At 55.5% G+C, this 18,306-nt stretch carries 17 protein-coding genes; 7 read left to right on the top strand and 10 right to left on the bottom strand.

Annotation, left to right across the window (positions count from 1 at the left end; genetic code table 11):
* Positions 1-112: 112 nt before the first annotated feature.
* Together yhjD and LC417_RS19010 are read right to left on the bottom strand one after the other, a co-directional pair.
* Positions 113-1,132 (bottom strand): inner membrane protein YhjD, encoded by a 1,020-nt coding sequence (gene yhjD / locus LC417_RS19015; RefSeq protein ID WP_033780908.1) that lies wholly within the window; start codon positions 1,130-1,132, stop codon positions 113-115.
* 45 nt (positions 1,133-1,177) lie between these two features.
* Entirely contained in the window at positions 1,178-2,077 is a 900-nt protein-coding gene (locus LC417_RS19010; RefSeq protein WP_010253546.1) for a LysR family transcriptional regulator, read from the bottom strand.
* Positions 2,078-2,192: 115 nt separating this feature from the next.
* Between LC417_RS19010 and LC417_RS19005 the strand changes: the two genes are divergently transcribed.
* Complete coding sequence (locus tag LC417_RS19005) at positions 2,193-2,951, top strand: SDR family NAD(P)-dependent oxidoreductase (RefSeq protein WP_010671464.1); 759 nt, start codon at positions 2,193-2,195, stop codon at positions 2,949-2,951.
* A gap of 48 nt (positions 2,952-2,999) precedes the next feature.
* Here the strand turns inward: LC417_RS19005 and LC417_RS19000 are convergent, their stop codons facing one another.
* A complete protein-coding gene (locus tag LC417_RS19000; RefSeq protein WP_010253539.1) occupies positions 3,000-3,848 on the bottom strand; it encodes a PhzF family phenazine biosynthesis protein in 849 nt (282 codons plus the stop codon).
* A 107-nt stretch (positions 3,849-3,955) separates the two neighbouring features.
* Here LC417_RS19000 and LC417_RS18995 point away from each other — a divergent pair, with 107 nt between their 5' ends.
* A complete protein-coding gene (locus LC417_RS18995; RefSeq protein WP_223566231.1) occupies positions 3,956-4,579 on the top strand; it encodes a glutathione S-transferase family protein in 624 nt (207 codons plus the stop codon).
* Here the strand turns inward: LC417_RS18995 and LC417_RS18990 are convergent.
* Positions 4,546-6,033, bottom strand: coding sequence for a PLP-dependent aminotransferase family protein (locus LC417_RS18990; protein WP_033759169.1), 1,488 nt, complete (start codon positions 6,031-6,033; stop codon positions 4,546-4,548). The genes LC417_RS18995 and LC417_RS18990 overlap by 34 nt on opposite strands.
* Positions 6,034-6,167: 134 nt before the next feature.
* Here LC417_RS18990 and LC417_RS18985 point away from each other — a divergent pair, with 134 nt between their 5' ends.
* Positions 6,168-6,755 (top strand): LysE family translocator, encoded by a 588-nt coding sequence (locus tag LC417_RS18985; protein ID WP_031593770.1) that lies wholly within the window; start codon positions 6,168-6,170, stop codon positions 6,753-6,755.
* Here the strand turns inward: LC417_RS18985 and LC417_RS18980 are convergent.
* From LC417_RS18980 to LC417_RS18970, 3 genes are all read right to left on the bottom strand, one after another.
* Positions 6,752-9,136 (bottom strand): phosphoketolase, encoded by a 2,385-nt coding sequence (locus LC417_RS18980; RefSeq protein WP_223566230.1) that lies wholly within the window; start codon positions 9,134-9,136, stop codon positions 6,752-6,754. The two genes, LC417_RS18985 and LC417_RS18980, sit on opposite strands and share 4 nt — an antisense overlap.
* Before the next feature lie 126 nt (positions 9,137-9,262).
* Entirely contained in the window at positions 9,263-10,879 is a 1,617-nt protein-coding gene (gene mqo / locus LC417_RS18975) for a malate dehydrogenase (quinone) (RefSeq protein ID WP_062759585.1), read from the bottom strand.
* 511 nt (positions 10,880-11,390) lie between these two features.
* Positions 11,391-11,846 (bottom strand): carboxymuconolactone decarboxylase family protein, encoded by a 456-nt coding sequence (locus LC417_RS18970; RefSeq protein ID WP_179257322.1) that lies wholly within the window; start codon positions 11,844-11,846, stop codon positions 11,391-11,393.
* 59 nt (positions 11,847-11,905) lie between these two features.
* Here LC417_RS18970 and LC417_RS18965 point away from each other — a divergent pair, with 59 nt between their 5' ends.
* A complete protein-coding gene (locus LC417_RS18965) occupies positions 11,906-13,342 on the top strand; it encodes a PLP-dependent aminotransferase family protein (protein ID WP_062759583.1) in 1,437 nt (478 codons plus the stop codon).
* On the opposite strand, the gene LC417_RS18960 is transcribed toward LC417_RS18965, so the two are convergent.
* Positions 13,332-13,574 (bottom strand): DUF1158 domain-containing protein, encoded by a 243-nt coding sequence (locus tag LC417_RS18960; protein ID WP_010253517.1) that lies wholly within the window; start codon positions 13,572-13,574, stop codon positions 13,332-13,334. The two genes, LC417_RS18965 and LC417_RS18960, sit on opposite strands and share 11 nt — an antisense overlap.
* A 316-nt stretch (positions 13,575-13,890) precedes the next feature.
* On the opposite strand from LC417_RS18960, the gene mntP reads away from it, so the two are divergent.
* Positions 13,891-14,466: a manganese efflux pump MntP gene (gene mntP, locus LC417_RS18955; RefSeq protein ID WP_010253515.1), complete on the top strand. Its 576-nt coding sequence runs from the start codon at positions 13,891-13,893 to the stop codon at positions 14,464-14,466.
* 117 nt (positions 14,467-14,583) lie between these two features.
* Positions 14,584-14,661 carry a stress response protein AzuC gene (gene azuC / locus LC417_RS22615; protein ID WP_111534772.1) on the top strand — a complete coding sequence of 26 codons (78 nt, stop codon included), beginning with the start codon at positions 14,584-14,586 and terminating at the stop codon, positions 14,659-14,661.
* Positions 14,662-14,975: 314 nt separating this feature from the next.
* On the opposite strand, the gene LC417_RS18945 is transcribed toward azuC, so the two are convergent.
* Positions 14,976-15,881 (bottom strand): LysR family transcriptional regulator, encoded by a 906-nt coding sequence (locus LC417_RS18945; protein ID WP_223566236.1) that lies wholly within the window; start codon positions 15,879-15,881, stop codon positions 14,976-14,978.
* Positions 15,882-16,049: 168 nt separating this feature from the next.
* Between LC417_RS18945 and LC417_RS18940 the strand changes: the two genes are divergently transcribed.
* A complete protein-coding gene (locus tag LC417_RS18940; protein WP_061901946.1) occupies positions 16,050-17,063 on the top strand; it encodes an NAD(P)-dependent alcohol dehydrogenase in 1,014 nt (337 codons plus the stop codon).
* Between the two features lie 225 nt (positions 17,064-17,288).
* Here the strand turns inward: LC417_RS18940 and LC417_RS18935 are convergent, their stop codons facing one another.
* Positions 17,289-18,191, bottom strand: coding sequence for a LysR family transcriptional regulator (locus LC417_RS18935; protein ID WP_223566229.1), 903 nt, complete (start codon positions 18,189-18,191; stop codon positions 17,289-17,291).
* Positions 18,192-18,306 lie beyond the last annotated feature (115 nt).

Below are 18,306 nucleotides of genomic sequence, written 5' to 3'. Positions count from 1 at the left end.
TCTGGCGGGATACTCTACGAAAGGGCTAAATAAAAGTGACCCCTCAGCTATTCATCCTGTTATCTGGTTAAAAAATAGCCGAGGGGTAATATTTTCCGCTGTTGTTAACGGATTACGATGATTTGTGTCGTGACGCGCTGCCCGCTTCAGGCAGTTGTGGGTCGTCTTTATATTTGGCGGTGGCGATCCACGCCGCACAGAACAGCGTCAGACGGGCGAAGAAGTAGAAAAACGCCATCAGGCCAAGCACGGAACCAAAGGCCGCACCAGAAGGCGAGGTCGCCAGCTTCGGCAGCGTCAGCGTCATCACAAACTTGATCACCTCAAAACCGATTGCCGCCAGCAGAGTGCCGCGGAACAGTGCTTTCTTACGCGGCTTATGACGCGGCAGGATCCAGAAAATCCACAGGAACAGCAGATAGTTAGCCATAACGGAAATCGAGGTGGCAATAATGGTCAGGGCGGGCCGTAACCAGTCGATGCCATCCAGCCCCAGTGCGCTGACGATCATTGCCTGCGCCGAACCGGCTACCGAGGTCAGCGACAGCGTAATCACCAGCGCCAGCATCAGACCGGTCAGCGACAGGAAATCGCGAATATAACGCTTCCAGATCTTCTCTTTGTCATCCGGTTTGCGTTCCCACACGTCGCGCGACTGGGCACGAATCGCTTCGCGCAGGTTACCCATCCAGTTAAGACCGGAGTAGAGCGCCAGCAGTAAACCGGTAATACCCACGGTGGCACGCTGCTGAATGGCGGTATTTACCGTATTCTTCAGCGTGGTTGCCAGCGTCGGGTCGCTGATGCTGCTGACGATTTTGTTGATGATATCGGTCAGCAGATCCTGGTTCGATGCCAGCACAAAACCCACGGCGGCAAACGACACCATCAGAATGGGGATCAGCGATAAAAAAGAGAAATAGGTAATGGCCGCGCCAAACTGGCTGCCGAGCCGATCATTAAAGCGGTCAAGAGCGCGAATAAAATGCGCCACTGCCGGGATCGCCTGAAACCAGGCGGCAAAACGCGACACGCGCACTATCGAATGATCAACCGTCTCGTTGCCGGTTTTAATATCGATAAGTGGCTTTTGCGGCTGCGTATCCTGCGGGTTTTCCTGCTTGTCTGTCATAGACCTTCACTGTCCTGTTTATCATTAAAATCAAAGTATAGCCGCTCAGGTGACGTACTCCTGTAACACCTGACTCAGCCACTCCATAAAAACCCGCACGCGACGCGCCACATTGCGCCGGTGCGGATAGAGCAGGTGGATCGGCATCGGTCTGGCGGGAAAGCGATGCAGCACTTCTACCAGCTCGCCTCTTTCCAGTAATGTCTGAATCCCGGCGGCTGGCACCTGAATAATGCCTAACCCCGCCAGACAGGCGGCGCGATAGGTTTCGGTGCTGTTCACGGTGACCACACCGCCGGTGTGAACATAGTGACACTGCCTGCCATCAAAATATTCAAAACCCGGTGAGGCCTGACCCAGTTGCTGGCTGTAATGCACCATCGCATGCTGCGACAGCTCTTCCAGCCGGATCGGCATGCCGAAACGCGAAAGGTAGCCAGGGCTGGCGCAGTTGATCAAGGTATGGGTACCAATTTTTCGCGCAATCAGGCCAGAATCTTTGAGCTCACCGACGCGGATTACGCAGTCAAACCCTTCCCGGATCACATCCACCTGACGGTCGCTGCTGCTCAGCTCAATCTCTACGCCGGGGTAGTGCTGTAAAAATTCCGGCAGCCGTGGCAGGATAAAACTGGTGGCCATGGCCACAGACATATCAATCCGGAGTTTACCGCTGAGCGAGGCAGGCTCGTGCTGGAACAGGCTGTCCATATCGTCAATCATTGACAATAAATCCAGACAGCGATCGTAATAGACCAACCCATCCTGGGTTAGTTGCACCCGGCGCGTGGTGCGATGCAGCAAACGTGTTGCCATTTGATTCTCCAGCGCCTGTATCTGCCGCGAAACGCTGCCTTTGGGGACACCTAAACTCTCTGCCGCGCGGGTAAAACTGCCCATTTCGGCCACCCGCACAAACACCTGCATTGCGTGAATTTTGTCCATGTTGTTCACCGATTGTTGTTTTTATTGAAACAGTGATGCGCATTTAACACTGTTTATAGATCAATAATTCGCGAATATCCTTAACCTGTGTTCAATTTTTCAACAGGTGCGAGAGATGAATCAGAAAGTGGCGTTAATTACCGGTGCAAACCGCGGTTTAGGCCGTAATGGCGCGTTAAAACTGGCGGCCAGGGGGACAGACATTATCCTGACTTACCGCAGCCATGCCGATGAGGCACAGACGGTGGTGAAGGAGATTGAGGCGCTGGGACGGCGTGCAGTGGCGCTGGCGCTGGACGTCGGCGAAACCGGTCAGTTCGATCGCTTTGTCGGCCAGGTGAAAGAGGCACTGCAACAGCAGTGGCAGCGGGAGCGCTTTGACTATTTAGTGAACAACGCCGGACACGGACACTACAAACCATTTACCGACACTACCGAGGCGGAATTTGATGCGCTGGTTAATGTGCATTTCAAAGGGCCTTACTTCCTGACCCAGAAGCTGCTGCCGCTGATCAACGACGGTGGCCGCATCCTGAATATCTCCAGCGGTCTGACCCGGCTGATCTATCCTGGCTCCTCGACCTATGCGTCAATGAAAGGGGCGATGGAGGTACTGACGCGCTATCAGGCGAAGGAGCTGGGCGAACGGCGCATTCGCGTTAATATCCTGGCACCTGGCGCGATAGAGACCGACTTTGGCGGTGGCCGGGTGCGCGATACCCCAGAGATTAACCATCAGATTGCCGGGCTGACGGCGCTGGGCCGGGTCGGACTGCCGGATGATATCGGCGACGCCATCAGCGCGATCCTCAGTGACGAAACCGGCTGGATCACCGCTCAGCGTATTGAAGCCTCAGGCGGGCAGGGGATTTAACCGCTGGCGGCGTCGCGGAAAGCATCCCGCCGCCGCCGCCGCCGCCTTTTACAGCGTAATGGTGCCATCAATGACGGTAACGGTATTACCGCCAATCCAGATGGTCTCACCATTAAAGGTTACGTTCACCCGACCGGCACGCTGCAGAGCAGTACCCTGACGCACGCGATAGGAGGTGGTATGGCCTGCGGCTGCAAAATACCGCGCCAGACAGGCGTTGGCGCTGCCGGTCACCGGATCTTCGGTCAGGCTGCCATTTTCCACCAGCAGGCCACGCACTTCATACTGTTCATGCTCGCCCGAGGGCAAACGGCCAAAGGGCATCACGCCCGAGACACCCGCATGTTTAATCAGGCGCTGCAAATCGCTGACATTGGGCTGCAGCGCCAGCACGGCCTCGGCGCTGACCATCGGCACCAGCAGCCAGCGGATACCCATATCCACCACGGTCGGGCTTTGCGTCAGATCGAATGCATCGCTGTTTAAGGCGTTACCCATCAGCGCATCCTGCCATGGCATCAGGGTGGCAGCTGGCGCGGCAAAGGCCAGTCCGCCCGTCTCATTAATCTTCACCGTCACGTTACCGACGCCGCACTCCTGCACGATTTCACCCGGCGTACGGGTTGGCCAGCCCGCCTCCAGCAGCGCGTGTGCGGTGCCCAGCGTTGGGTGACCGGCAAACGGCAGTTCGCCTTCCACGGTAAAAATACGCACCCGGTAGTCCGCCTCTTCATGTTGTGGCGGCAGCACAAAGGTGGTTTCCGACAGGTTAGTCCAGCGGGCAATCGCCGCCAGCTGGCTGTCGCTCAACCCCTGAGCATCCATAATCACCGCCAGCGGATTGCCATTAAAGGCTGCTGAGGTAAACACATCGACTTGCTTAAACGCGACCTTCATGGTGACTCCTTGCGATTGGGTTCAGTGCGGCCTTTTCTCTGCCGGATGATTGCTTATAACAGCTAACAGCGTTATCAATAAGTTAAAGATTTTACCGGAGACTGTGAATGCTAACGATCCTGGGACGCGCCTCCTCAATCAACGTGCGCAAAGTATTATGGCTGTGTGACGAGCTTGGCCTTGATTACCAGCGCGAAGAGTGGGGCGACGGATTCCGCTCAACGCACCTGCCCGAATTCATGGCACTCAACCCCAATGCGATGGTGCCGGTACTGAAAGATGATGACTTTGTGATGTGGGAATCCAACGCCATCCTGCGCTATCTGGCGAATGCCTATGGCGGCGAGTGGCTCTATCCTCATCATCCGCAAACGCGTGCGCCTGTCGATCAGTGGATGGACTGGCAGTCCACTGAACTCAACACCTCATGGCGCTACGCATTTATGTCGCTGGTGCGAAATTCACCGGCTCATCAGGATCCACGTTTGCTGGCCGCGGCCAGCAAAGGCTGGGCACACACCATGAGCATTCTCAATCAGCAGCTGGAAAAAACCGGTCGTTACGTTGCCGGACGTAATTTCACGCTGGCAGACATTCCGATTGGTCTGGCGGTGAACCGCTGGTTTGAAACGCCGCTCGAACACCCTGATTATCCGGCGGTACGCACCTATTACGAACGCCTGACTGAACGCCACGGCTATACCGTCTGGGGCCGCAACGGTACACCCTGAGCCTCGCCGCAGGATACTCCCGCCAGTTCACAGGCGATTTCGCCCGCGCGTCTGATCGCCCAGCTGTAGCGCGCATCAAACGGATAGCAGCAGGAGAGGCGCAGTGCATGGTTGTAGCGCTCGCTCAGCGAATAGAGCGCGCCGGGCGTGACGCAAATCTGCTCCTGCAGCAACCGATCAAACATCTCGGTGGTATTTACGCCGCCCGGTAACTCGACCCAGAAGACGAAGCCACCGCGCGGCAGCGTCGCGCGGGTGCCCTCCGGGAAGTAGCGGGCGATCAGTCCCCGCGCCTCATCCAGGTTGGCCGCGTAGCGACGGCGCAGCGTGCGCAGATGGTGGTCATAACCACCGGAAGCAAGAAACTCCGCCAGCGTTTCAGAGAGCAGGGCAGATTCTGCCATCGACGACACCGCTTTCAGTCGGGCAATCGCATCATGAAAACGGCCAGCGGCGGTCCAGCCAATACGGAAATCAGGTGCCACGGTTTTGGTGAAGCTGGTGCAGTAGATCACCCAGCCGTCGCGATCAAAGGCTTTTACCGCGGGCGAGAGCGGCCAGTCGAACTGCAACTCGTCATACAGCCCATCTTCTATCAGCGGAACGTGGTAAGTATTCACTAACTTCGCCAGCCGCTTCTTGTTCTCCAGCGACATGCCGCAGCCCAGCGGGTTCTGCGCGCTCGGCATCGCAATCAGCGCCTTAATTCGCTGCTCCTGAAGCAGCATCTCCAGCGCATCCAGCGACAGCCCATGCTGCGGATCGGTGGGAATTTCCAGCGCCTTAAGGCCCAGTGAAGCCAGCAGCGGGAAGAGGAAAAAGTAGGTCGGCGACTCCAGTCCGACGCAGTCGCCGGGCTGCGTGACCGCCCGCAGCGCCAGCTGAAGCGCCTCCATGCAGCCGTGAGTAAGAGTGATCTCATCGGCGGTGAGCGTCTGTCCGGCGTGCAGCGCCCGTCGCGCAATCTCCTCCCGTAAGCGCTCACTACCGGGCGGAAGCGCATAGCGCCCAATCATGTTCGGATGACGGCGCAGCAGTGAGGTGGTAATCCGGGCAATACGCGCCGCAGGAAACAGCTCGCTATCCTGGGGGCAGGCCAGGGAAATATTGATGTAGTCGGGATGGTTCTGCGCCGCAAACACCTTATCGATCAGGTCGAGCTTGCCGCTGCTGGGGTCGCGTACCCGGGTTTTATGCTGACCATGGCGGGTCACGGCGGGCAACACGCCGCGCACGTAATAGCCCGACTGGGGACGCGCCTCAATCAGCCCGCGATCTTCCAGCAACTGCCAGGCATTCAGTACCGTATTGACGCTGACCTGATGTGACTGGGCGACGCGGCGGATCGCCGGCAGGCGTTTGCCAGGTTTCAGCGTTCCCTGATGGATAGCCTCAGCGAAGCTGTCTGCCAGCTGCTGATAGAGCGGCCGATCGGAAGTGGGAGCAAGGGACACAGTAGCCTCCGGATTGGATGGGTACAATTGCTGTTAACGGGAACTGTAACCATAACAATAGTGATTTTGTGTCACTGTTACCATCCCTTTCCCCGCCGTAGCATAGAACTCTGTCTGTTTTCAGGAGAGTCACCATGCTCGATCCCTCTTTCTTCAGTTACGTTACCGTCATGTCGATTACGCCAGGCCCGAACAATCTGCTGCTGGCGACCTCAGGCGTCAATTTCGGCATGCGCCGCACGCTGCCGATGGTGTTTGGAATACTGGTAGGTTGTGCGCTGCAAACGGTGATCGCCGGCGTCGCACTGGAGGTCTTACTGCACTGGATGGCGGCGATTCGCCTGCCGCTGACGCTGGCAGGCTGTGCCTATCTGTTGTGGCTCTCATGGAAGATTTTCCGTGCGGCAGCACCTGAAGTGCGCAGCAAGCCGCAGCCCATGACGCTGCTGGGCGGTGCCTGTTTCCAGGCGATCAATCCCAAAGCCTGGCTGATGGCGACCAATGTGGCGCTGTTGTACAGCGCCAGCAGCGGCGTGCTGACGGTGATGATCGGCTTTATGCTGCTGAACCTGCCCTGCATTCTGATCTGGGCTGCGCTGGGCGATCGCCTGCGCAGCCATCTGCAGATTGCCTGGAAGCGTCAGTTATTTAACAGCCTGATGGCGCTGTCGCTGGTGGCGACTACCATCTGGATGCTGACCGACGCCTTGCTGGCCGCTTAATCGGGTGCACCAGGTGCTGTGGCCGACGGCCATTTCCAGTTCTGCACCTCCGGCACATCTTCACCGTGTTCACGCACATAGCGATGATGCTCAGCGATGCGCTCCTGCAGATCGTCCAGCAGCTCAGGATGCGCATCGGCCAGGCCAGGCACGCGAAGAATCGCCTCCTGCGCCAGATGATAGCGGTCAAGCTCGTTCAGCACCGTCATATCAAATGGCGTGGTGGTGGTTCCCTCTTCATTGAAGCCGCGCACATGGAAGTTGCGGTGGTTGGTACGCGAATAGGTCAGGCGATGTATCAGCGTCGGATAACCGTGGAAGGCGAAGATCACCGGTTTATCCGGGGTAAACAGCGCGTCGAATTCCGCATCAGATTTGCCATGCGGATGCTGATCCTGCGGCTGCAGCGCCAGCAGATCGACCACGTTCACCACGCGGATACGCAGTTCGGGCAGCATACCGCGCAGCAGATCCACCGCCGCCATCGTCTCCATGGTCGGCACATCACCGGCACAGGCCATCACCACATCCGGCTCCTCATGCTCTGGCGTGGTGCCCGCCCAGCGCCACTCGCCCATGCCCGCTGCACAATGGGTTACCGCACTCGCCATATCCAGCCACTGCGGCGCAGGCTGCTTGCCCGCCACAATCACATTGATGCGGTCCCAGGTGCGCAGGCAGTGATCGCCAACCCACAGCAGCGTATTGGCATCGGGCGGCAGATAGATGCGCACAATGTCCGCTTTTTTATTGGCAACGTGATCGATAAAGCCAGGATCCTGATGGCTGTAGCCATTGTGATCCTGTCGCCAGACGTGCGAGGAGAGCAGATAGTTCAGCGACGAGATCGGCTTACGCCAGCCCAGTTTACGCGAGACTTTCAGCCACTTGGCGTGCTGGTTAAACATCGAATCGACGATGTGGATAAAAGCTTCATAACAGTTAAACAGCCCGTGGCGGCCGGTCAGCAGATAGCCCTCAAGCCAGCCCTGACACTGATGCTCACTGAGAATTTCCATCACCCGGCCATCACGCGCCAGCTGCTCATCGTAAGGCTCTGTTCGTTCCAGCCAGGTACGGCTGGTCACGTCGAAGACCGGCGTCAGGCGGTTAGAGGCGGTTTCATCCGGGCCAAACAGGCGGAAATTATCGCGGTTGCGCTGGAACAGCACGCTGAGATAGCGGCCCAGATGCTCAGTGGCCTGCGCCATCTGTGCGCCTGGCTCGCTGACATCGCAGGCAAACTCCGCGAGTTCAGGCGCATCCAGCTCACGGCGCAACAGGCCGCCATTGGCATAAGGCGAAGACCCCATGCGTTTATCACCTTCCGGTGCCAGCGCCTGCAGTTCCGGCTTTAAGCGACCCTGTTCATCAAACAGGTCGTCTGGCTGATAACTCCGCATCCACGTCTCAAGGATCTGGCGATGTCCTTCATCTTCACGACAGGCCGCGACCGGCACCTGATGCGCCCGCCAGAAATCCTCCACTTTCTTGCCGTCGACCGTTTTCGGACCGGTCCAGCCTTTGGGACTGCGAAGAATAATCATCGGCCAGCGCGGCACCCCGGTGGTGGCTTTGCCCTGGCGCGCCTCGCGCTGATAAGCGGCGATTTTACTGAAGGCACTATCCAGCGCCTCCGCCATCAGCGGATGCATTTTTTCAGGCTCATGCCCGCAGACGAACAGCGGCTCATAGCCGTAGCCACTGAACAACTGGTGCAAATCTTCATCGCTGCTGCGACCCAGCAGCGTCGGGTTGGCTATTTTGTAGCCATTGAGGTGCAGAATCGGCAGGACCGCGCCGTCACGTTCAGGATTCAGGAATTTGATGCCGTGCCAGCTGGAGGCCAGTGGACCGGTCTCCGCTTCGCCGTCGCCAATCACGCAGGGTACAACCAGTTCGGGATTATCGAAGGCCGCGCCAAACGCATGGGAGAGCGAATAGCCCAGCTCACCGCCTTCATTAATCGAGCCAGGCGTTTCCGGTGCCGCGTGACTGGGAATGCCCCCCGGAAAGGAGAACTGTTTGAACAGACGCTGCATGCCCGCCGCATCCTGCGTGATGTGCGGATAAATCTCGCTGTAGCTGCCCTCAAGCCAGGTATTCGCCACCATACCGGGGCCGCCATGTCCTGGTCCGCAGATGTAGATCATATCCAGGTTTTGCTTCCGGATAACGCGGTTGAGGTGGGCATAGATAAAATTCAGGCCTGGCGTAGTGCCCCAGTGACCCAGCAGACGCGGTTTAATGTGTTCAGGCCTGAGTGGCTCACGCAACAGCGGGTTATCCATCAGGTAAATTTGTCCGACGGAGAGGTAGTTTGCTGCCCGCCAGTAGCGGTCGAGCAGCGTGAATTCCGGTGAAGCAGGGGAGTAAGACATGCAGTTTCCTCCTGATCGTGCAGCTAAAAGATGCCTTAACCCTAATAGAGAATACCCGGATCGACCAGGTAACCGGCCAATAAAAAAGGCCCCGCAGTGCGGAGCCTTTTTATCAATGGCGCTGAATTATTTGCCGACGACGAACGCGGTTTCCCGTCCTTCATCGTTTGCTGCCATCGGGGTAACTGGCGAATAGTCGAGCTGCAGAATCCGGCTGGTTTCGGCTAACACTTTCTCTGTCAGCGCTACGTCGCCGTTCAGCTTACGTCCCCAGGATGGGATCACCGCACGGATTTTGTTCTGCCATTCCGGCGAAGCCATCTGCTCAGGACAGACCTTGTGCAGCAGCTCCAGCATGATCGGTGCCGCCGTAGAGGCGCCAGGCGATGCACCCAGCAGTGCTGAAATCGAGCCATCCTGTGAGGCGACCACTTCGGTGCCCAGGCGTAACACGGCGCCCTCTTTCTCATCTTTCTTGATGATCTGCACACGCTGACCGGCAGTCACTAAGCGCCAGTCCTCCTGCTTCGCCTGCGGCACATAGGCGCGCAGGGCGTCCATCCTGTCGCGATCGCTTTGCAGCACCTGATCCATCAGGTATTTCACCAGATCAAAACTTTTCAGTCCCACTTTCACCATCGGCAGCATATTGCTGCTGTTCAGTGAGGTGAACATATCCATCAGCGAACCCTGCTTCAGGAACTTAGTCGAGAAGGTGGCGAACGGGCCAAACAGCAGCACCTGCTTGCCATCCAGCACGCGGGTGTCGACGTGCGGCACGGACATCGGCGGCGCACCGACGCTGGCTTTGCCATAGACCTTAGCCATGTGCTGCGCGACGACCTGCGGATTTTCCGTTACCAGGAATGAACCGCCCACCGGGAAACCAGCGTAACCGTTGGCTTCCGGGATGCCAGCCTTCTGCAACAGCGGTAACGCTGCGCCGCCAGCACCGATAAATATTCTACCCGCCGTCAGTGTGCGACGCGTGCCGCTGTTCAGACACTGCAGCGTCACCTGCCAGCGACCGTCGGCGAGCTGCTTCAGCTCACGCACTTCCTGGCGCAGACGCAGCTGGAAATTCGCTTTCTTCTCTAATGAGGCGATCAGCTGACGGGTGATTTCACCGAAGTTCACGTCGGTACCCATCTCCGTCCAGGTCGCGGCTACTTTCTGGCTGCGGTCACGGCCATTCATCACCAGCGGGATCCAGCGGGCAATCTGCTGCGGATCTTCGGAATAGGCCATGCCACGGAACAGGGTGCTTTTCTGCAGCGCCTTAAAGCGCTTGCGCAGGAAGTCGACATTGTCGTCACCCCAGACAAAGCTCATGTGCGGCGTGCTGTGAATAAAGCTTTTAGGGTTGCGCAGGTTGCCTTTCTGGACCTGATAAGCCCAGAACTGGCGGGAAATCTGGAACGATTCGTTGATCGTCACCGCTTTAGAGATGTCGATGCTGCCATCCGCCTGCTGAGGCGTATAGTTCAGCTCTGCCAGCGCCGCATGACCGGTGCCCGCGTTATTCCAGCCGTTTGACGACTCTTCGGCCACGCTATCCAGCCGCTCCACCATTTCGATGGACCAGTCCGGCTCTAAATCCTGCAGCCACGCGCCAAGGGTGGCGCTCATCACACCTGCGCCAATCAGCAGCACGTCAACGTCTTTGCGCTCCTGCGCGGTAGTAGTGGTGTCCTTTGCCATGGCACTCATCGCGAGCGCAAGGTTTACAGCTGAATTGCACATGAGGCGACATCTCCTCTTCTGTTGACCTGAAGCCCAACAGTTTTGCAGGCGAAATAGTCACGCTTCTTACGAGCGCGTTGCGCTATTTCTCAAAGGTTAAGTCTCAGGTATAGGGTTAAAGCGGTAATAACGCGTTAACTGCACGTTATGCTTTGTCATCTGAATATAACATTCTCGCATCTGAATTAAACATTTGTTTATTTTTTAAATGCAGAAATGATTCAGCATAAGAATTAATCATCAGGGCCAGCGGCGTATTAGGGTTTTTTTAGTGTGAAGTCAGTGGGTTAACGGAAATGGCATGTTGCTGAAAAGCCCCATGCTGGTGCAACGACGGAATGAATATGAACCGTGCGGAATTATTTAATCCGCTGAAATTTAGCGATTTATTATGCAGCAAGGAATAACGGGAATCGGGAGCAGAGCGCCTGAAAGGCTGCTTGTGTAAAAATAATGTTACATTTTTGTGAGTCTGAAAATGCGTGCACATCGGCGCACGCATCGGATTCACTTATGACTGACTGGCGCTGGCGGGCAACTTTTTCAGACTTATCGCCATGCGGTTGTAGGTGTTCATCAGACCAATCGCGATGTTCAGATCGACAATCTCTTTTTCACTGAAGTGCGCTTTCAGTGCGGTATAGCGGTCGTCTGGCGCACCCTGCTGAGCAATCAGGGTCAGGCATTCAGCCCAGTACAGGGCAGCCTTCTCTTTATCACTGAACAGCGTACCGGATTCCTGCCAGACCGAGGTCAGCACGATCTTATCCCAGCCCATGCCCGCTTTATTCAGTGCTTTGGTATGTAAATCAATGCAGTAGGCACAGCCATTAATCTGCGATATGCGCAGGAACAGCAGTTCCAGTAAAGTGAGCGGCAGATCGGTTTGTGCCAGATAACTGTATACGCCGCCCAGCGCTTTCATGCCTGCCGGTGCTGCACTGTGAAAATCGATACGTTCGCTCATCTTATTGCCTCATTCAGGGTTGATAAGGCGATTTTCAGCCTTTCAATGGAGCAGATAAAGTGCCAAAAAATGAGAGTCTGACTGGTCCATCGCCGCTTTCCACGCTGACACTGCAGCGCGGCGCGTCACGTGGCCTCAGTGAACAACTGCGCCAGTTGATTGAACAGGCGATTGGTGAAGGACGTTTACAACCTGGCGCACGTCTGCCTTCCTGCCGCGATCTGGCCGCTCAGCTCGGCGTGGCGCGTGGCACCGTTCGCGCCAGTTACGACATGCTGGTTGATGGTCAGTTTCTGCAGGCCAGAGGCGCAGCGGGTACCTTCGTCAGCCCATTACCGCCGTTAAAACCGGTCAATGCCGAGGCTGAACGCCAGCTGCTGGAGGGTGCAGAGGAGTATGAAGCGCCACCGCTGACCTTCCAGATGGGCATTCCTGCCAGCGATGCATTCCCGGCCAAAGTCTGGCTGCGCATTCTGCAGCGTCAGACGCGCATGCAGGTCAGCAGACCGGCCAGCTATCCCGATCCCCGCGGCAGCTTAGCGTTGCGGCAGGCGCTGGTGGCCTACCTGGCGGTGGCACGCGGCCTGCGCTGTCAGGCGGACCAGATTATTATTACCAGCGGCTATGCTGGCGCAATGGGACTGATTGGGCTGGCGATGAATTTTCAGGGTAAAACAGCATGGCTGGAAGATCCCGGATTCTGGGTGGCGCGTCGCGCGGTTGAAGCGCTGCGCGTCACGCCGGTTGCCGTGCCGGTTGATGCCGAAGGGTTGCAGGTTGAGGCCGGAATTGCCCGCGCGCCGGATGCCGCTTTTGCGCTGGTCACACCGGGACAGCAGGCGCCGCTTGGCATGACGATGAGCCTGGCACGCCGGCATGCCCTGCTTAACTGGGCCAGCCGCGCGCAGCGCTGGATTATCGAAGATGACTATCTCGGCGAGCTTCAGCCCGGCAATCGCGCCGCGCCGGCACTGGCCGCGCTCGACAGCCAGGGGCGGGTGTTGCACATCGGCACGTTCAGCAAGACGCTGACGCCGCAACTGCGTCTCGGTTTTATGGTGGTGCCACCCGCGCTGACGGCCCGATTCGGTGAGGTCTGCGCGTTGCTTTCGCCTGCCTCCTCCGGATTGCTGCACAACGCGGTGGCGGAATTTCTGCGGGATGGCCACTTTATGCGGCATCTGCGGCGCATGAAGCGCGTCTATCATGAGCGGCTGGAGCAGATGATCGCGGCGCTGCATCCTCACTTTCCTGACCTGCAACGCGCCGGGCTGGCGGTGATTGTCCGTTTACCCGCCGGTTCACCGGATCAGGTGATTGCGCAGCAGGCGGTGGAGTGGGGCATGGCACCGTCGCCGCTGTCGATCTGGTATCAGCAGGCGGATCAGCGCGGTGCGGGCCTGTTACTGGGGACGGCACATCTGCCACGTGAAGGTTATGCGCGCAGTGCCGAACGGCTAAAAGCGCTGGTCGATGCGCAGGCGGTCAGCCCCTGAACCAGCGACGCCAGACAAAACGGATAACAAAAAACTCCAGTGCGCCCAGCAGCAAAAACCAGACGCAAAACACCACCGTGTAGAGCTGATTCAGGTCCTGCAAATGGAACATCTGCAACAGATGCTGCGCTACCGTCACGCTAAAGGCGGGCGCGGGCAGCAGCAGCGCCGAGAGAAAGCCCAGCAGTAAAATGCCACCAGGCACGATCAACGTTTCAAAAGGGTTATTCATAACCGGTATCCCATATTTATCAGCCCGGCATTTTCCGGTAAACGGCGACACGGTTCAATGGTGGCGCGCTGCTTCGTGCGCATCCGGCATGCTACATGGCCAGAGAAATGGTCAGAAAATGCTTTGCTACCATCGACTTAGCGCGATTCATAGCGGATGATAAGAGTTATAGCCTTTGCTATACTTAAATCCCTGATTTTACTGTCTTTTTATCTTTGGGTTTGCATGGTAGACTGCGCCCACTTTTTCATAACTGAACACTTTGTGTGGTGAATTCAGCGTGAATTGCCGCTTTTTCGCCCCAGGTGAATAAATCATGACCTTTATTGCCACTTTAATTCTTGCGCTGGGCATGTCGATGGACGCGTTTGCTGCTGCTCTGGGCAAAGGTGCCACATTGCATCGTCCCGGTTTTAAAGAAGCGCTGCGTACCGGTCTGATTTTCGGCTCAATTGAAGCGCTGACGCCGCTGATTGGCTGGGCGCTTGGCCTGGCCGCCAGCCGTTACATCATGGCGTGGGATCACTGGGTTGCCTTCATCCTGCTGGCGTTTCTGGGTGGCCGTATGATGATGGAAGGCTTCCGTCAGACTGCTGTTGCAGAACCCTGTGAAGCCCCGCAAAGCCATGGCTTTATGGTACTGGCAACCACTGCGGTAGCGACCAGCCTGGATGCGCTGGCTGTCGGTGTGGGTCTGGCTTTCCTGCAGGTGAACATCATTACTACCGCGCTGACCATTGGTGCAGCCACTACGGTGATGGCGACGACTGGCGTATTAGTCGGGCGCTTTATTGGTCCGATCCTGGGCAAATGGGCGGAAGTGCTGGGTGGAGTAGTGCTGATTGCCGTCGGCTCCACCATTCTGTTGCAGCATCTCGGCTACACCGCGTAGGGCTTTTGCACATAAAACCGCCATTTTTGTGATCTGGTTCAAATTTATTTGCTGTTAAAACGCACAGGAGCTATACTTTTTCGGTATATGTTCAACTAAATTTGAATCAGGTGTTCCATGAAACGTATTTTTAAACACGTGTTCCGCGCTTACGTTGAGACGTTCAAACACGTACCGCCGGGTGCCATGTACTAAGCACCCCGCAAGAAACCCTCGATAATCGCGGTCAGGGATCGACCTGTGATTATCACCTTTTCTGCTTTTTCTGCCTTTGCTTCTGCTGATTTAAACCCGCGTTTTTGCACTTCGGGTGCATCCTGTTTGTTGCTACTCCTCTCCTTCTGATTTCCCGTTATGCGCAACTTTGTGCCAGAAACGGACGTTGCTGCAGTGATCTAATCTGCCCGGGAGATTTCCGGATGCCAGACAAAATGGCGGCATACCTTAAACAGGAAACAAGCACTTTTAATGGGTCACGGGATTGCCTGTGCCGAAGCTAAGATTCACGGTTAACCCTGATGATTCTTCCTGAATATTTCAGTAAACCATTCGATAAAGACCCGGACCTTAGGCGGAAGATAGCGTCGGTCAGGGTAGAGTATAGAAACCGGCTTCGTCACAGTCGCATAACCCGATAATACTTCCTTCAGCTGGCCTGTTTCGAGGCAGGGCTTTAATGCCGTATATAATGCGTGAAGCATGCCGAGGCCCGCCACGCCACAGGAAAGAAGGACGTCAGAATTGTTAACTCGTATGCTGCTTCCCGGATGCCGTGAAACAATTTCGCCATTCATGACAAATTTCCATTCCTGGATGTCCCGACTGTGTTCATTAAAAAAATAAATGGCTTTGTGATCTTTAAGGTCATCAGGCGTTAAAGGAGTGCCATATTTATCCAGATAAGAGGGTGCTGCACAGGTGACCATCTGCAGGCTGCCCATTCTGCGCGAAATAAAATTCGAATCAGCAAGCTCACCGAGACGAATAACACAGTCCACACCTTCTGTAATTAAATGGGTCAGGCGATCTGAAGCGGTTAAGACTATTTCAATTTCAGGATATAAAGCCTGAAACTCGCTTAATTTTGGGATCAGGATACTGTGCGCCAGCGCCAGTGGAACATCAATGCGCAGCTGGCCACGAGGTCGCTGATTTGAAGAGTAAGAAGCCATTATATCGCTGGCATCACTCAGCAGCGTTTTAGCCCGCTGATAAATTTCCTCCCCTTCAACGGTCACACTCAGACTGCGCGTGGTGCGGTGCAATAGCTTAACGCCAAGCTTGTCTTCCAGTTGTTGTACGGACTTACTGACCGCAGGGCGATGCAGCTGCAAGGCGTCAGCGGCCCGGGTGAAACTACGGAATTCAACGACGTGAACAAAAATATCCATCAATTCCAGCATGTTCGAGCGCATCATTTAACTCCGCAAAAAATATTCCTGCCGAAATAGCGTATTGCGGATTATATCTCATTCCGATTGTTTCTCCTGCAGTAACACTGAAGTCCTTTTACGTGGCTTTTTACGCCCGCCTGCTTTTTTTATCATCGCCCTATTCGATGCATACACATGGGAAATGACAAAATGAAAGCATGGTTACTGAAAGATTTTGGCCTTGAAAACTTAAAGCTTGAAGAGGTGGAAACGCCTGTACCCGGTCCGGGTGAACTTCTGGTTAAAGTTGGCGCGGTGTCTCTGAACTTCAGGGATAAGGCAATAGTAGAGGGCTTTTATGAGCCTCATCTGGTTCCAAAGCCACTGATTCCTGTCTCTGATGCCACGGGCACCGTTGTTGCCACGGGGCAGGGTGTGTCCCGTTTTAGCACGGGTGATCGCGTTAACTCGCATCTCTATTCACGCTGGTTAGAGGGTGAACCTGCGGCCGATGAGCCAGCATGGTGTATTGGAATGCCGTTACCCGGCGGGCTGGCTGAATACATGATTATTCATGAGGACAGCGCAGTTAAAGCGCCTGACAGCATGACCGATGAAGAAGCCTCTACACTTCCCATCGCTGCACTTACGGCATGGTACTCGCTAATGGATATCGGCAATCTGCAGCCTGGTCAGACCGTGCTGGTACAGGGAACCGGTGGTGTATCGGTCTTCGCTGCTCAGATAGCGCATGCCTATGGTGCACGTGTCATTGCCACCTCCAGTAACGATGCAAACCTTGAGCGCATTAAATCACTGGGAGCCGATGAAGGGATTAACTATAAAAAATACCCTGAGTGGGAAAGAAAAGTGCTTGAAATGACCGAGGGTAAAGGCGCTGACGTAACGATAGATGTCGCTGGGGGCAATGGCATCAATCAGTCAATTGCTGCGACAAAAGTTGCCGGTACGATTGCTCAGGTAGGATTTCTGGCCGGCCAGACAGCACAACTTGATTTGATGCCGTTAATTTTCCGTCAGACAACAATCCGGGGCATTGCGGTTGCACCACGCTCCTCATTTGATCGGATGAATCCGTTCCTCAATAAACATAATATCAAACCCGTCATTGAACAGGTTTACAGCTTTAATGAGGCGGTTGAAGCCTTCCGGCACCTCTCCCGTGGTGCATTTGGCAAAATCGTCATCAGAATTAGTGACTGATAACGACTTTTTATTCCTCAATTCTGGCAGTTTTGACTGACTGCCAGATACTTTTGGATCCCAATCTCACCGCGTTAAACCCCTTCTCAAAGCGTACTTATATCCTTTCTGCACATCGTCAAAAGGGCCGCTTTCTGTATCACCACGACCGGCAGCGGTGAGTTACTTTTGCGGGTGGATAAGCAGAAAATGCATCAATTTTCGCCCGGCAAAAACGCTCCTGTCTTAAATCGCATCGGCCACAAATTCAATAAATGTCCGTACTTTCGAATTGAGTGCCGAACGTTCGGTGACACAGGCATAGATATTCATCGGCAGGGACTCAATGGTGCTCTCGCCACTGTGACCTGACCAGGACAAAGGCCGTAGCAGACCGCTGTCTATCAGTGGCTGAGCTACAAAGCTTGCCAGACGGGCAATGCCGCCGCCGTTTACGGCTATTCTGGCGATGATATCAATATCATCGCTGATAAAACTGGGGTTGAGTTTTGCATTAACAGGCTGTCCGTTGACCATAAACGTCCATGGCAGAAACCGTCTGTCGGTGGGATAGCGGAAAACCAGGCAGGCGTGCTGGCTAAGTTCTCCAGGCGTCTGAGGCGTACCAGCGCGATCAAGATAAGCGGGAGCCGCACAGAATATAAAGGGTAACGATGCAATTTTTCTGGCGATCAGTTGATCATTCAGCTGTGCTTCGATGCGGATACTGACATCGACGCCTTCCAGGCGATGATCGACGTTGCGATCGGTACTGATCAGTTCAATATCTATATCGGGGAAAGACGCTTTGAAAGCGGGCATAAGGGGAGCCAGAACGTACCGACCAAACGCGGCTGTCGTAGCGATACAAAGTGGCCCCTGTGGTTTGTTTTCATTCGCAGCAGCCTGAGAGGCGAGTTCGATATCATGTGGGATGTGACGGACTTTCTCGAAATAGCGTTTACCGTTTTCCGTTAAGGTCATGCTGCGGGTGGTGCGCGATAGCAGTCGCACGCCCAGATGCGCTTCAAGACGGGAAAGACTCTGGCTGACTGCTGCCGGACTCATACCTTTAGCGCGTGCCGCCGCTGCAATACTGCCGTTTTCCACCACGCGGATAAAAGTGCTAATCAGCCCTAAAATGTCCATCGTATCCTCAACCGTTAATTCGTCACTTTTACTTAATAATGATTAAAGCATAACCGCTCTACAACCCCCCGCATAAGCTTGTTAAGTTAGCCACAGTCTTATCTACTTTTGTTAA

The sequence above is a fragment of the Pantoea sp. OVA07A genome (assembly GCF_019969975.1).
In the GTDB taxonomy this organism is placed as follows: domain Bacteria; phylum Pseudomonadota; class Gammaproteobacteria; order Enterobacterales; family Enterobacteriaceae; genus Pantoea; species Pantoea agglomerans.
Note: the sequence above shows the minus strand (reverse complement) of the source record. Positions and strands in the feature narration are given on the sequence as shown.

Coding starts and splice junctions, on each gene's coding strand:
- yhjD (WP_033780908.1), bottom strand. CDS start 1,132: ATGACAGACAAGCAGGAAAACCCGCAGGATACGCAGCCGCAAAAGCCA.
- LC417_RS19010 (WP_010253546.1), bottom strand. CDS start 2,077: ATGGACAAAATTCACGCAATGCAGGTGTTTGTGCGGGTGGCCGAAATG.
- LC417_RS19005 (WP_010671464.1), top strand. CDS start 2,193: ATGAATCAGAAAGTGGCGTTAATTACCGGTGCAAACCGCGGTTTAGGC.
- LC417_RS19000 (WP_010253539.1), bottom strand. CDS start 3,848: ATGAAGGTCGCGTTTAAGCAAGTCGATGTGTTTACCTCAGCAGCCTTT.
- LC417_RS18995 (WP_223566231.1), top strand. CDS start 3,956: ATGCTAACGATCCTGGGACGCGCCTCCTCAATCAACGTGCGCAAAGTA.
- LC417_RS18985 (WP_031593770.1), top strand. CDS start 6,168: ATGCTCGATCCCTCTTTCTTCAGTTACGTTACCGTCATGTCGATTACG.
- LC417_RS18980 (WP_223566230.1), bottom strand. CDS start 9,136: ATGTCTTACTCCCCTGCTTCACCGGAATTCACGCTGCTCGACCGCTAC.
- mqo (WP_062759585.1), bottom strand. CDS start 10,879: ATGTGCAATTCAGCTGTAAACCTTGCGCTCGCGATGAGTGCCATGGCA.
- LC417_RS18970 (WP_179257322.1), bottom strand. CDS start 11,846: ATGAGCGAACGTATCGATTTTCACAGTGCAGCACCGGCAGGCATGAAA.
- LC417_RS18960 (WP_010253517.1), bottom strand. CDS start 13,574: ATGAATAACCCTTTTGAAACGTTGATCGTGCCTGGTGGCATTTTACTG.
- mntP (WP_010253515.1), top strand. CDS start 13,891: ATGACCTTTATTGCCACTTTAATTCTTGCGCTGGGCATGTCGATGGAC.
- azuC (WP_111534772.1), top strand. CDS start 14,584: ATGAAACGTATTTTTAAACACGTGTTCCGCGCTTACGTTGAGACGTTC.
- LC417_RS18945 (WP_223566236.1), bottom strand. CDS start 15,881: ATGCGCTCGAACATGCTGGAATTGATGGATATTTTTGTTCACGTCGTT.
- LC417_RS18940 (WP_061901946.1), top strand. CDS start 16,050: ATGAAAGCATGGTTACTGAAAGATTTTGGCCTTGAAAACTTAAAGCTT.
- LC417_RS18935 (WP_223566229.1), bottom strand. CDS start 18,191: ATGGACATTTTAGGGCTGATTAGCACTTTTATCCGCGTGGTGGAAAAC.